This window comes from Pseudomonas putida (assembly GCF_001941965.1).
Lineage (GTDB): Bacteria > Pseudomonadota > Gammaproteobacteria > Pseudomonadales > Pseudomonadaceae > Aquipseudomonas > Aquipseudomonas putida_L.
This window is the reverse complement of record NZ_MKZO01000036.1, coordinates 1-12,403: the sequence shown is the minus strand read 5'-3', so window position 1 is coordinate 12,403 and position 12,403 is coordinate 1. Positions and strand designations below refer to the sequence as shown.

Annotated in this window: 12 protein-coding genes; 5 read left to right on the top strand and 7 right to left on the bottom strand. The window is 63.2% G+C overall.

Going from position 1 to position 12,403, the window contains the following annotated elements; all coding sequences use genetic code 11:
- Nucleotides 1–61: 61 nt before the first annotated feature.
- Entirely contained in the window at nucleotides 62–967 is a 906-nt protein-coding gene (locus tag PSEMO_RS19655) for a LysR family transcriptional regulator (RefSeq protein WP_075804980.1), read from the top strand.
- Between the two features lie 412 nt (nucleotides 968–1,379).
- On the top strand, nucleotides 1,380–2,099 hold the full coding sequence (locus tag PSEMO_RS19650) for an ArsR/SmtB family transcription factor (RefSeq protein WP_075804640.1): 720 nt from the start codon (nucleotides 1,380–1,382) through the stop codon (nucleotides 2,097–2,099).
- A gap of 7 nt (nucleotides 2,100–2,106) precedes the next feature.
- Here the strand turns inward: PSEMO_RS19650 and PSEMO_RS19645 are convergent, their stop codons facing one another.
- The 4 genes from PSEMO_RS19645 to PSEMO_RS19630 form a co-directional block, all read right to left on the bottom strand.
- A complete protein-coding gene (locus PSEMO_RS19645; protein ID WP_075804639.1) occupies nucleotides 2,107–3,060 on the bottom strand; it encodes an adenosine deaminase in 954 nt (317 codons plus the stop codon).
- 110 nt (nucleotides 3,061–3,170) lie between these two features.
- On the bottom strand, nucleotides 3,171–4,526 hold the full coding sequence (locus PSEMO_RS19640) for an 8-oxoguanine deaminase (protein WP_075804638.1): 1,356 nt from the start codon (nucleotides 4,524–4,526) through the stop codon (nucleotides 3,171–3,173).
- A gap of 114 nt (nucleotides 4,527–4,640) precedes the next feature.
- The gene (locus PSEMO_RS19635; protein WP_075804637.1) at nucleotides 4,641–5,324 is read right to left on the bottom strand and encodes an SDR family oxidoreductase; all 684 of its coding nucleotides are present in this window, start codon (nucleotides 5,322–5,324) and stop codon (nucleotides 4,641–4,643) included.
- Nucleotides 5,321–5,686, bottom strand: a complete 366-nt coding sequence (locus PSEMO_RS19630; protein WP_075804636.1) for a MerR family transcriptional regulator — start codon at nucleotides 5,684–5,686, stop codon at nucleotides 5,321–5,323. The genes PSEMO_RS19635 and PSEMO_RS19630 overlap by 4 nt, the downstream gene beginning before the upstream one ends.
- A gap of 84 nt (nucleotides 5,687–5,770) precedes the next feature.
- Here PSEMO_RS19630 and PSEMO_RS19625 point away from each other — a divergent pair, with 84 nt between their 5' ends.
- Nucleotides 5,771–6,196 (top strand): hypothetical protein, encoded by a 426-nt coding sequence (locus PSEMO_RS19625; RefSeq protein WP_075804635.1) that lies wholly within the window; start codon nucleotides 5,771–5,773, stop codon nucleotides 6,194–6,196.
- Between the two features lie 276 nt (nucleotides 6,197–6,472).
- Here the strand turns inward: PSEMO_RS19625 and PSEMO_RS19620 are convergent, their stop codons facing one another.
- The 3 genes from PSEMO_RS19620 to PSEMO_RS19610 form a co-directional block, all read right to left on the bottom strand.
- Complete coding sequence (locus PSEMO_RS19620) at nucleotides 6,473–7,057, bottom strand: IMPACT family protein (protein ID WP_075804634.1); 585 nt, start codon at nucleotides 7,055–7,057, stop codon at nucleotides 6,473–6,475.
- A gap of 10 nt (nucleotides 7,058–7,067) precedes the next feature.
- The gene (locus tag PSEMO_RS19615) at nucleotides 7,068–7,727 is read right to left on the bottom strand and encodes a TetR/AcrR family transcriptional regulator (RefSeq protein WP_075804633.1); all 660 of its coding nucleotides are present in this window, start codon (nucleotides 7,725–7,727) and stop codon (nucleotides 7,068–7,070) included.
- A gap of 99 nt (nucleotides 7,728–7,826) precedes the next feature.
- The gene (locus tag PSEMO_RS19610) at nucleotides 7,827–8,744 is read right to left on the bottom strand and encodes a LysR family transcriptional regulator (protein ID WP_075804632.1); all 918 of its coding nucleotides are present in this window, start codon (nucleotides 8,742–8,744) and stop codon (nucleotides 7,827–7,829) included.
- 117 nt (nucleotides 8,745–8,861) lie between these two features.
- Between PSEMO_RS19610 and PSEMO_RS19605 the strand changes: the two genes are divergently transcribed.
- Complete coding sequence (locus PSEMO_RS19605) at nucleotides 8,862–10,208, top strand: aspartate aminotransferase family protein (RefSeq protein ID WP_075804979.1); 1,347 nt, start codon at nucleotides 8,862–8,864, stop codon at nucleotides 10,206–10,208.
- Nucleotides 10,209–10,270: 62 nt separating this feature from the next.
- A complete protein-coding gene (locus PSEMO_RS19600) occupies nucleotides 10,271–11,764 on the top strand; it encodes a CoA-acylating methylmalonate-semialdehyde dehydrogenase (protein WP_075804631.1) in 1,494 nt (497 codons plus the stop codon).
- The last annotated feature ends 639 nt before the right edge of the window (nucleotides 11,765–12,403 follow it).

Genomic DNA, 12,403 nt, shown 5'->3' with positions numbered 1-12,403 from the left:
GTTAAAAGCCGCTAAAACCGCAGAAACTTTCAAAATTATTTTGAAAATGGAGGCGGCGCCCGTGCTGCGTTTCGATGACCTGCAACTCTTTGTCCGCGCTGCCGAGCAGGGCAGCCTGTCGGCGGCGGCGCGCCTGCTGGACCTGTCGCCGGCAGTAGCCAGCGCGGCGCTCAAGCGTCTGGAGGCGCAACTGGGCGCGCGTTTATTGGCCCGCTCCACCCGCAGCCTGCGCCTGACCGCCGAGGGCGAGGGCTTTCTTGCCCATGCGCGGGTGGCCCTGGCCAGCCTCGATGAGGGGCGGCGCCTGCTGGCCCGGGAGCAGGACGAGATCAGCGGCGTCCTGCAGTTGTCGGCGCCGTCGGACTTCGGACGCAATGTCTTGCTGCCCTGGCTTGACGAATTGCAGAGGGATCACCCGCTGCTCAACGTGCGCCTGCTGCTCGGCGATCGCAATGCCGACCTGTTCCGCCAGCCGGTGGATATCGCCCTGCGCTACGGTGCGCCGGAAGATTCCAGCCTGGTGGCGGTGCCGCTGTGCCCGGACAACCGCCGGGTGGTCTGCGCTTCGCCGGATTACCTGGCGCGACATGGCGAACCGCGCAGCGTGGCGCAACTGGGCGAGCACAATTGCCTGCTGTACCAGTTGGGCAGCGGTGTGCATGACCATTGGCGCTTTCATCTGGATGGGCAGGAGGAGGGCGTGCTGGTCCGCGGCGACCGCTTCTGCGACGACGCCGACGTGGTCAGGCGCTGGGCCCTGGCGGGCGCAGGGATTGCCTACAAATCCTGGCTGGACGTCGCCGCCGATGTGCGTGCCGGGCGCTTGCGGGTAGTGCTTGCGCACTACCGTGGCGAGTCAACGCCGCTAAACCTTTTGTGTACCCATCGGGCCCAGCTGGGCAAGCCGGTACAACTCTTGAGCGCTTTGCTCAAGGAGCGTTGTCGTACCTTGCTCGATGAACTTTAAACGCAGCGTGTTTGATTATTGGCAGGGTCTTACATCCACTGCGCATTTGCTTGAGAGACATCATTACTTCCCATGTAGGGCGACTACTCGGGCGAACTTCTCGAGCACTATTTCCCACATTCCACGCATCCGTGAATTCATGGGCTCTTGCGGGCATTTCCAGGCACTTGCGTGGCCGGCAGCGCCCTGTCACGTGGACGCAGAGGGTTGGCAAACCTTCGGCGATCTGTCGCAAAACAGCCGCGATTCTCGAAAGTCAGCATGCTTATACTGGGCCGGGCAATCAGCGCCATCAAGACAACGTTTCCTCGGCTGGACCAGGGCTGGATGCCCTGTCGCGCAGCAACTCCTGTCCAGTCCTGGATAGAGGGGAACCTAATTCGCCAATGACGATTACGCAGGGAGTGGACACATGCAACCGATAGCCAGCATCAGCCAGGTGGCCAGTTTGATGGCCGACCCGAAACGCAGCGCCATGCTCTGGGCACTGATCGATGGAGTGGCGCGTCCGTCGGAGGAGTTGGCCCTGCTTGCCGGGCTTACCCCTTCATCGGCCTGCGCGCACCTGGCCCGGTTGTCGGCCAGTGGTCTGCTCAAGCGCGAAGCCCGTGGGCGCAAGCGTTATTTCCGCCTGGCGGCCCCGGAAATCGGTACCGCCGTCGAGGCCCTGGCCAGCGTGACGATCCGCGAGCACGAGTCGTTGCCGACCAGGCAGCCGGTCATCGCCGTGCCCCTGGCGATGCGCAAGGCGCGTTTGTGTCGGGACCACCTGGGCGGGGAAGTGGCGGCGGATCTGCTCCAGCGTCTGCTGGACGCGCAATGGCTGCAGCAGACCGAGCAGCAACTGGAGATCACCCTGACCGGACGCGAGGAGTTCGCCAGCCAGGGCATCTTCATCGATGCCCTGGCGCAACGTGATCGCCGGCTGTGCAGCCTGTGCAGTTGTTGCAGCGAAGTGGACGAGCGCCGCCCGCACCTGGGAGGCGCCTTGGGCAGCAGCGTGCTCAAGTTGTTCGTGCAGTCCGGCTGGGTGCGGGTCACGGACGAAACCCGCGCTGCCCAGGTGACCACCGTAGGCTTGCGCGGCATCCAGCAGATCGCCCGGATGCCGCCGCCCCTGCGGATGGGCTGAGTGTGCCTCAGGCCTTGACCAGACGGGCGTCCAGGCTGTTCTGTGCCAGACGGCGGGCCTGGTCTTCGCTCATGCCCAGGTGGGTGTGCAGGGCGTGGAAGTTCTCGGTGACATAGCCACCGAAGTAGGCCGGGTCGTCCGAGTTGACGGTGACCTTCACGCCACGCTCGAGCATGTCGAGGATGTTGTGCTGGCTCATATGGTCGAACACGCAGAGCTTGGTGTTGGACAGCGGGCACACCGTCAGCGGGATCTGCTCGTCGATGATCCGCTGCATCAGGCGTTCGTCCTCGATGGCGCGCACGCCGTGGTCGATACGCTGGATCTTCAGCAGGTCGAGGGCTTCCCAGATGTACTCGGGCGGGCCTTCTTCGCCGGCGTGGGCCACGGTCAGGAAGCCTTCGCTGCGGGCGCGATCGAAGACGCGCTGGAACTTGCTCGGCGGATGGCCCATTTCCGAGCTGTCGAGGCCGACGGCAACGAAGGCATCGCGGAAGGGCAGGGCCTGGTCGAGGGTCTTGTGCGCTTCTTCCTCGCTGAGGTGACGCAGGAAGCTGAGGATCAGGCCGCTGCCGATGCCCAGTTGCTCGCGGCCATCCTTCAGGGCGCGGGTGATGCCGTCGAGCACCACTTCGAAGGGAATGCCACGGTCGGTGTGGGTCTGCGGGTCGAAGAACGGCTCGGTGTGGATGACGTTCTGCGCCTTGCAGCGTTGCAGGTAGGCCCAGGTCAGGTCGTAGAAGTCCTGCTCGGTGCGCAGCACGTCGGCGCCCTGGTAGTACAGGTCGAGGAACTCCTGCAGGTTGTTGAACGCATAGGCCCCGCGCAGGGTTTCGACATCGTTCCACGGCAGGGCGATCTTGTTGCGTTCGGCCAGGGCGAACAGCAGCTCGGGCTCCAGCGAACCTTCCAGGTGAAGGTGCAGTTCTGCCTTGGGCAGCGCGTTAAGCCAGTCGTACATGTGGGAAATCTCATCAGGTGCAATCGGCACATTCTACAGGGGTTGTCAGGCCGGTGCGGTGAAACCTGACCGGCAAGTTCAACTCTGCAAGCGCCGTGCCCCGCAGGCCGTCAGCCGGCGATCAGTTGTGCGGCGGCCTTGCGATGCTTGAGGATCAGTTCCTGAAGGTCCAGGCCCTCGACCTGGCCATCGACCACCCGCCACTGGCCGCCGATCATCACCCGGTCGGCACGGTCGGCGCCGCACAGGATCAGGGCAGAGAGCGGGTCGTGGCTGCCGGAGAAGCGCAGCTCGTCGAGCTTGAACAGCGCCAGGTCGGCCTGCTTGCCCACCGCCAGTTCGCCGATATCGCTGCGACCCAGCAGCCTGGCCGAGCCGCGGGTGGCCCAGCTCAGCACGCGTTCGGGGGTGATGGCCTCGGCGCCGTAGCGCAGGCGTTGCAGGTACAGGGCCTGGCGCGCTTCGAGGATCATGTTGGAGGCGTCGTTGGAGGCCGAGCCGTCCACGCCGATACCTACCGGTGCGCCGGCATCGGTCAGTTCGACGGTGGGGCAGATACCCGAGGCCAGGCGCATGTTCGAGCTCGGGCAGTGGCAGACCCCGGTGCCGGCTGCACCAAGACGGGCTATTTCACCGGCATTGAAGTGGATGCCGTGAGCCAGCCAGGTGCGCGGGCCGAGCCAGCCGACGCTGTCGAGGTAATCCACGGTGCGCAGGCCGAAGCGCTGCAGGCAGAAGTCCTCTTCATCGAGGGTCTCGGCGAGGTGGGTGTGCAGGCGCACGTCCAGTTCCTCGGCCAGTTCGGCGCTGGCGCGCATGATTTCCGGGGTGACCGAGAAGGGGGAGCAGGGCGCCAGGGCGATCTGGATCCGCGCCCCTGCGCCACGCTCGTGGTAGCTGTGGATAAGTCGCTGGCTGTCGGCCAGGATGATTTCGCCCTGCTGCACCGTCTGTTGCGGTGGCAGGCCGCCGTCGGCTTCGCCCAGGCTCATGGAGCCGCGGGTGAGCATGGCGCGCATGCCCAGCTTGCGCACGGCTTCGACCTGCACGTCGATGGCGTTCTCCAGGCCCTCGGGGAACAGGTAGTGATGGTCGGCGGCGGTGGTGCAGCCGGACAGCAGCAGTTCGGTGAGGGCTACCTGGGTCGCCAGTTCCAGACGTGCCGGGGTCAGCCGTGCCCAGACCGGGTACAGGGTCTTCAGCCAGGGAAACAAGGGCTGGTTGACCACGGGTGCCCAGGCGCGGGTGAGGGTCTGGTAGAAATGGTGATGGGTGTTGATCAGGCCCGGCAGGACCACGTGCTCGCGGGCATCGAAGGTCTGCTCGCAGCGCAGGAAGGGCACCTGGCCCAGGGCAAGGACTTCACGGATGGCGCCGTCTTCGATGACCAGCCCGCCGCGGGCGTCGAGCTCGTTGGCGGTGAAGATGGCGAGGGGATTTTTCAGCCAGATACGGTTCGCGGGCATGATGCCGGCTCCTCTGAAAGTGGGTTCAGGTAAGCCAGCTCAGTGTTGCCCTGTCTGCTGATCCAGGTCCGCCGCGGTGGGCGAGGGGCGAGTCTACACCCACCGCGCGGAAAATCACCAGATCAGCGGTTCGCCCTTGTAGTTGAGGTAGTACAGGCCCGGCTTGCCGCTGTAGGCCTTGACCTGCTCGACCATGCCGCGGGTGCTGGTGGCCACGTCGATATCGGCGCCGTCGCCACCCATGTCGGTCTTCACCCAGCCCGGGTGCATGGCCAGTACGCTCAGGCGGCTGTCGCCGAGGCGCACCACAAAGCTGTTGATCATCGAGTTGAGCGCCGCCTTGCTGGCCTTGTACAGCGCCAGGTCAGGAGCGTCCGGGATGGCGACGCTGCCCAGCACCGAACTCATGAAGGCGATGACGCCGGTGTCGGCGTTCAACTGCCCGGCGAAGCGTTGGGCAACGCGGATCGGCGCCACGCTGTTGGTCATGAACAGGTCGCCGATATCGGCCAGTTGCGCGACCTCGGCGTCCTGGTTGTCCGGGCCCTTGACCCCGGCGTTGACGAACAGCAGGTCGAAGTTCTGGCCGGCGAGACGCTGTTGCAGGGCGTCGAGCTGGGCGCTGCTGTTCATTTCCAGGGTTTCCACCTGGACACCCGGCACGCCCTTGAGCGCGTCGGCCTTGGCGCTGTCGCGCACGGTGGCGACGACCTTCCAGCCGTCTTCGCTCAGGCGTTGTACCAGGCCGAGGCCGAGGCCACGGGAGGCGCCGATGATCAGGGCGGTTTTCTCGGTCATGCGGGAACTCCTTTCAGTGTGAGAGGGCAGCGGTCCTGCAGGCGCTGCCTGAGGGCCTGGCGCAATTCGACGAGGGCGTCGATGCGGGTCTCGACCAGGGCCAGCTTGTCCTGGATAAAGCGGGTGACCAGTGCTTCGGGGTCGGCCGCCTGCCACAGCTCGGCGACGTTCTGGCTGATTTCGCCGAGGCTGAAACCGAGCTTCTGCGCGGTCTTGATCAGCAGCACCAACTGCACGGTTTCCACCGGGTAGTTACGATAGCCGTTGGCGCTGCGGCTGGAGCGGATCAGGCCGCGCTCTTCATAGAAACGCAGGGTGTCGCGGCTGACGCTGCAGGTTTGCGCCAGTTCTCCGATTCGCACGGGCAATTCCTGGGGAAGGGGTTGACCTTGGAGCATACTCCAGGCTTTAGCCTGCCGCCTTCACTTTTCAGGAAGGAGCGTTTCATGTGGAGCCAGAGCGGTTACCGTCGTTTGGTCAGGGCGAGCGGCTGGTACGATTTACTGGTGGCGGCGGCATTCGTCACCCCCTGGAGCTTCATGCTGCTGCATGGCCTGCTGGGCCAGGTGAGCACTTACCTGGGGTTGTCTGGTGATCTCCCCGAGTTCGGTTCGCTGCACATGCTGATGGGCAACCTGATGGGGTCGATCATCTGCGTATGGTCAGTCCTGCGGATTCGCGACCCGCAGTTGCAGTTCGGTCGCTACGACGCGGTGGGGCGCCTGCTGTTTGCATCGTGGCAGGGCTACGCGCTGATGCACGGTGCAACCCAGCTGCTTTGGGGGTTCCTGGTTCTGGAGTTGGCCTGGGGCGTCCTGCAGTTGTGGCCGGTGGTCAATCCTGATCAAAAAATGATCAAGTCCCTGGCGTGACGGCCCGGCAAGCGATTGGCGCAGGCGTGCACGGTTTATCCACAGCTTGCTCCACAGTATCTGTGAGCAAGCCGCTTCGCTGGATATAAGCCCGGATTCGCTGCCTTCGAACGGCGATAAACACAGTCAAGCTGCTGATTTTTCGGTGAATGAGGCGCTGTCATCAAACTTTGATCAAAATATGATCGTTTCCCTGCAAGCCTTGTCGCAGAAGGCTTGCAGCGGCCTGCCCAGAGGTTATCCACAGCCAGGCCCACAGTGGATGTGGGCAATTGCTCAGCAGGTTTCGAGGAGGATGCGGCCGCGGCTGAGGTCGGCCAGCTGGCGCTGGACGCTAGCGATATGTTCGGCGCCGAGGGCGAGTTGCACATCGACGCCGTTGGCGGTGAATGCCTCGTTGAGGATTACGCCCTCCGCCTCGGCGACCCGCAGCTTGAGCAGGGCCAGTTCACTGAACGAGCAGCTGCATTTCAGTTCGGTACGACTTATCAACAGGCGCTTCGGCGCCTGTTGCAGGCACTTGTTGGCCCCGCCGCCGTAGGCCCGGGCCAGGCCGCCGGTACCCAGCTGGATGCCGCCGTACCAGCGGATCACCAGAACCACGACCTGATCGCAATCCTGGGCCTCGATGGCGGCGAGGATCGGCCGGCCCGCCGTGCCGCCGGGTTCGCCGTCGTCACTGCTGCGGTACTGGGCGCCGATCTTCCAGGCCCAGCAATTGTGGGTGGCGGCGAGGTCGCTGTGCTGTTCGAGGAAGGCCTGGGCGTCGGCAGGCGTGCTGATCGGCGCGGCGAGGGTGATGAAACGGCTCTTGCGAATCTCTTCGCGAAATTCGCAGGTGTCCAGCAGGGTAGAAGGCATAAGCGGGTGTTCAGTTCGGCGGCGTCAGGCCACAGCCCTTGAGGATGATGTGGATAAGGTTGTCGCCGGCTTCTTCCATGTCCTGCTTGGTCAGGCGGCTGCGGCCGGTGACCTGGCAGATCTGCGTGGCGAAATCGGCGTAGTGCTGGGTGCTGCTCCACAGCAGGAAGATCAGGTGCACAGGTTCCAGCCGGTCCATCTTGCCGGCGTCCATCCAGGCCTGGAACACGCCGGCGCGGCCCTTGAACCACTCGCGGTAGTCCTGGCTGAAATAATCGGTAAGGCAATTGCCGCCGCTGATGATCTCCATGGCGAAGATCCGCGAGGCCTGCGGGTTGCGTCGGGAGAACTCCATCTTCGCGCGGATGTAGCGGGCGAGGGCTTCGGCCGGGTCGTCCTCGACACTGAGGGCGTTGAAGGTGCTGTCCCACAATTCGATGATGTTGCTCAGAACCGCGATATACAGCCCCAGCTTGTTGGTGAAGTAGTAGTGCAGGTTGGCCTTGGGCAGCCCGGCGTTGAGGGCGATGGTGTTCATGCTCGTGCCCTTGAAGCCGTGACGGGCGAACTCGTCCTCGGCGGCCTGGATGATCGCCTGTTCGTTCTTCTGACGAATTCGCCCGGCGGGCTTGGCGGCGAGGGTGCGGTGGGCGGGCACTTCAAGGGTCATGGGCAATTCCGGCAAGCAAGGAAATTAAGGCACATGCGTTGATACCCCAGGCACGGCGGGCAGACAAGCGCGAAGACGCGAGAATATCGCAATTGCGCCCTATCGTGTCGCAGCCAGGCTCTCGAGGAAGCTTTCCAGGACCAGATGGGGCCGCCGGCCCTTGCGCGTGACCCACGCCAGGGACAGGTCATAGAAGCGCTCGGTCGGCTTGAGCACGCGCAGGCGACCCTGCTGGACCCAGAAGGTGGCGTAGTGATCCGGCAGGTAGCCGATATAGCGACCGGTGAGGATCAGGAAGGCGATACCTTCGCGGTCCGACGCGCTGGCGGTGCAGTTGAGCGCCTGGTGCAGGGCCTGGATTTCCGCGGGCAGGCGGTAGGTCGGGGCGACGGCGTCCTGGGCGTTGAGGCGCTGGTCATCCAGTTGCCGGTCGTCGGCATAGAACAGCGGATGGCCAACGGCGCAGTACAGCAGCGAGCGCTCGCTGTACAGCGGCTGGTATTCCAGGCCGGACAGCGGGCTGGCCTGGGGCACTACGCCGACATGCAGGCTGCCGTCGAGCACACCCTGTTCCACCTGGCTGGGTGGAATCATCCTGATACGAATTCGCACGTCAGGGCCACGGTCCTTGAGCTGGGCCAGGGCGTGGGTGATGCGCATGTGGGGCATGGTCACCAGATTGTCGGTCAGGCCGATGTTCAGTTCGCCACGCAGGTGCTGGTGCAGGCCGTTGACTTCGGTGCGGAAGCTTTCCAGGGCGCTGAGCAGTTGCAGCGCCGACTGGTAGACCTCGCGACCTTCCTCGGTCAGCGAGAAGCCGGCACGGCCGCGCTGGCAAAGACGCAGGCCGAGACGTTGCTCCAGGTCGCCCATCTGCTGGCTGATCGCCGAGCGGCCAATGCCCAGCACGTTCTCCGCCGCGGAGAAGCCGCCACACTCGACCACGCTGCGGAAAATCTTCAGCAGGCGGATATCGAAATCGCTGACCTGGGAAAGCGGTTCGGGGCGGCGGCTCATAGTTTAGTGTCCGGTAATCCAAAGATTGGAAAAGTAGAGTTTTCCAGACTTTATAGCCGTGACAAGTTATCGGCAATACACCGAATGCTGTTCAACCTGCCTTGCGAGGTCCTGTCGATGAACCTGCCTGAAAACGCTCCTGTCGGTCTGGCCAGCCAGCTGAAGCTGGATGCGCACTGGATGCCGTACACCGCCAACCGCAATTTCCAGCGTGATCCGCGCCTGATCGTTGCCGCCGAAGGCAACTACCTGGTCGACGACAAGGGCCGCAAGATCTTCGACGCCCTGTCCGGCCTGTGGACCTGCGGCGCCGGCCACACCCGCAAGGAAATCCAGGAAGCCGTCGCCCGCCAGCTGGGCGTGCTGGATTACTCGCCGGCCTTCCAGTTCGGTCACCCGCTGTCGTTCCAGTTGGCCGAGAAGATCACCGAACTGACCCCGGGCAATCTGAATCACGTCTTCTATACCAACTCCGGTTCCGAGTGCTGCGACACCGCGGTGAAGATGGTGCGTGCCTACTGGCGCCTGAAAGGCCAGGCCACCAAGACCAAGCTGATCGGTCGTGCCCGTGGCTACCACGGCGTGAACATCGCCGGCACCAGCCTGGGTGGGGTGAACGGCAACCGCAAACTGTTCGGCCAGTTGCTGGATGTGGACCACATTCCGCACACCGTGCTGCCTGGCAACGCCTTCACCAAGGGCATGCCGGAAGAGGGCGGTATCGCCCTGGCCGATGAAATGCTCAAGCTGATCGAATTGCACGATGCGTCGAACATCGCCGCGCTGATCGTCGAGCCGCTGGCCGGTTCCGCCGGTGTCCTGCCGCCGCCGAAGGGTTATCTGAAACGCCTGCGGGAAATCTGCGACCAGCACAACATCCTGCTGATCTTCGACGAAGTCATCACCGGCTTCGGCCGCTTGGGCTCGATGTTCGGTGCCGACGCCTTCGGCGTGACCCCGGACCTGATGTGCATCGCCAAGCAGGTCACCAACGGCGCCATCCCGATGGGCGCGGTGATCGCCAGCAGCGAGATCTACCAGACCTTCATGAACCAGCCGACGCCGGAATACGCGGTGGAATTCCCCCATGGCTACACCTACTCGGCACACCCGGTGGCGTGCGCGGCCGGTATCGCGGCGCTGGATCTGCTGCAGAAGGAAAACCTGGTGCAGTCCGCCGCCGAACTGGCGCCGCACTTCGAGAACGTGCTGCACGGCATCAAGGGCACCAGGAACGTCATCGACATCCGTAACTACGGCCTGGCCGGCGCGATCCAGATCGCCGCGCGCGACGGTGATGCGATCGTGCGTCCTTACGAAGCAGCGATGAAGCTGTGGCAAGCCGGCTTCTATGTGCGCTACGGCGGCGACACCCTGCAGTTCGGCCCGACCTTCAATACCCAGCCGCAGGAACTGGACCGCCTGTTCGATGCGGTGGGCGAAGCACTGAACGCCATCGACTGATCGATTCCTCTTCCCGGGGCGGGCCGCCTGGCCCGCTCGAACCTGAATACCGGAGTTAATGCATGAGCACCGTTGCACATCTGATCAATGGCGAGCTGGTTTCCCCGAACGAGCGCACCGCCGACGTTTTCAACCCGTCCACCGGCCAGGCGATCCACAAGGTGGCCCTGGCCAGCCGCGCCACCGTGCAGCAAGCGATCGATTCGGCCAAGGCTGCGTTCCCGGCCTGGCGCAACACCCCACCGGCCAAGCGTGCCCAGGTGATGTTCCGCTTCAAGCAACTGCTGGAGCAGAACGAAGCGCGCATCTCCCAGCTGATCAGCGAGGAGCACGGCAAGACCCTGGAAGATGCTGCCGGTGAACTGAAGCGCGGGATCGAGAACGTCGAGTTCGCCTGTGCCGCCCCTGAAGTGCTGAAAGGCGAGTACAGCCGCAACGTCGGCCCGAACATCGATGCCTGGTCCGACTTCCAGCCCCTGGGCGTGGTCGCCGGTATCACTCCGTTCAACTTCCCGGCCATGGTGCCGCTGTGGATGTATCCGCTGGCCATCGCCTGCGGCAACTGCTTCATCCTCAAGCCGTCCGAGCGCGATCCGAGCTCGACCCTGCTGATCGCCCAGTTGCTGCAGGAAGCCGGTCTGCCGAAAGGCGTGCTGAACGTGGTGCATGGTGACAAGGAAGCGGTGGACGCGCTGATCGAGGCGCCGGAAGTGAAGGCGCTGAGCTTCGTCGGTTCGACGCCGATCGCCGAATACATCTATGCCGAAGGCACCAAGCGCGGCAAGCGCGTCCAGGCACTGGGCGGCGCCAAGAACCATGCGGTACTGATGCCGGATGCGGACCTGGACAACGCGGTCAGCGCACTGATGGGCGCGGCCTACGGTTCCTGCGGCGAGCGTTGCATGGCGATCTCGGTGGCGGTGTGCGTGGGTGACCAGGTTGCCGATGCGCTGGTGGCCAAGCTGGTTCCGCAGATCCAGGGCCTGAAGATCGGTGCCGGCACTTCCTGCGGCCTGGACATGGGCCCGCTGGTCACCGCGGCGGCTCGCGACAAGGTAGTGGGCTATATCGACGACGGCCTGGCGGCTGGCGCCGAGCTGGTGGTGGATGGTCGTGGTTTGCGCGTGGCCGGTCATGAAGATGGCTACTTCGTTGGCGGTACGCTGTTCGACCGCGTGACCCCTGAGATGCGCATCTATAAGGAAGAGATCTTCGGGCCGGTGCTGTGCGTGGTTCGGGTCAACAGCCTGGAAGAGGCGATGCAACTGATCAACGATCACGAATACGGCAACGGTACCTGCATCTTCACCCGTGACGGTGAAGCGGCGCGTCTGTTCTGCGACGAGATCGAAGTGGGCATGGTCGGTGTCAACGTGCCGCTGCCGGTACCGGTGGCGTACCACAGCTTCGGCGGCTGGAAGCGTTCGCTGTTTGGCGACCTGCATGCCTACGGTCCGGATGGTGTGCGCTTCTACACCCGGCGCAAGGCGATCACCCAGCGCTGGCCGCAACGTGCAAGCCATGAGGCTTCGCAGTTCGCGTTCCCGAGCTTGTAAGCGCGGTTCTCTTCTATATAGAAGAAGCGGGGAGGCCCTTTGGGCCTCCCCGCTGTGCTTTTAAGGGCTTTTTGACCGCAATGACAGATTTGTTGCAATAAGTGCTTGACGCCCCGTTTTATCTCTCTATAATTCGCGCCACTTCCGGCGCAGTCGGAACGGAAAACTCCTTGAGATTCAACGAGTTAGATGTTCTTGAGAGTGTAGGAAGTGTTTCGGTCTTCTCCGAAAGCGGTTGAAAAAGGTGGTTGACAGCAGGTTGTAACGCTGTAGAATTCGCCTCCCGCTAACGAGAGATCGCAGCGAGTCAAGTGGTTGAAGTTCAAAGAGAAATTCTGAAAGACTTCAAAATAAACGCTTGACAGACTCTGAGGAAAGCGTAGAATGCGCGCCTCGGTTGAAGCGAAAGACTTCAACCACCGCTCTTTAACAACTGAATCAAGCAATTCGTGTGGGTGCTTGTGATAATGGACTGATAGTCAGAAAGATTATCAGCATCACAAGTGACTATGCGAGAAATCGAAATAGTTCATTTTGAGATTGCTGAGCCAAGTTTAGGGTTTTCTCAAAACCCAAGCAGTATTGAACTGAAGAGTTTGATCATGGCTCAGATTGAACGCTGGCGGCAGGCCTAACACA

Excerpts from the sequence above, each read along its gene's own strand:
- PSEMO_RS19615 (WP_075804633.1), bottom strand. The coding sequence starts at position 7,727 with ATGACCCTTGAAGTGCCCGCCCACCGCACCCTCGCCGCCAAGCCCGCC.
- PSEMO_RS19645 (WP_075804639.1), bottom strand. The coding sequence starts at position 3,060 with ATGTACGACTGGCTTAACGCGCTGCCCAAGGCAGAACTGCACCTTCAC.
- PSEMO_RS19640 (WP_075804638.1), bottom strand. The coding sequence starts at position 4,526 with ATGCCCGCGAACCGTATCTGGCTGAAAAATCCCCTCGCCATCTTCACC.
- PSEMO_RS19620 (WP_075804634.1), bottom strand. The coding sequence starts at position 7,057 with ATGCCTTCTACCCTGCTGGACACCTGCGAATTTCGCGAAGAGATTCGC.
- PSEMO_RS19625 (WP_075804635.1), top strand. The coding sequence starts at position 5,771 with ATGTGGAGCCAGAGCGGTTACCGTCGTTTGGTCAGGGCGAGCGGCTGG.
- PSEMO_RS19635 (WP_075804637.1), bottom strand. The coding sequence starts at position 5,324 with ATGACCGAGAAAACCGCCCTGATCATCGGCGCCTCCCGTGGCCTCGGC.
- PSEMO_RS19600 (WP_075804631.1), top strand. The coding sequence starts at position 10,271 with ATGAGCACCGTTGCACATCTGATCAATGGCGAGCTGGTTTCCCCGAAC.
- PSEMO_RS19605 (WP_075804979.1), top strand. The coding sequence starts at position 8,862 with ATGAACCTGCCTGAAAACGCTCCTGTCGGTCTGGCCAGCCAGCTGAAG.
- PSEMO_RS19650 (WP_075804640.1), top strand. The coding sequence starts at position 1,380 with ATGCAACCGATAGCCAGCATCAGCCAGGTGGCCAGTTTGATGGCCGAC.
- PSEMO_RS19610 (WP_075804632.1), bottom strand. The coding sequence starts at position 8,744 with ATGAGCCGCCGCCCCGAACCGCTTTCCCAGGTCAGCGATTTCGATATC.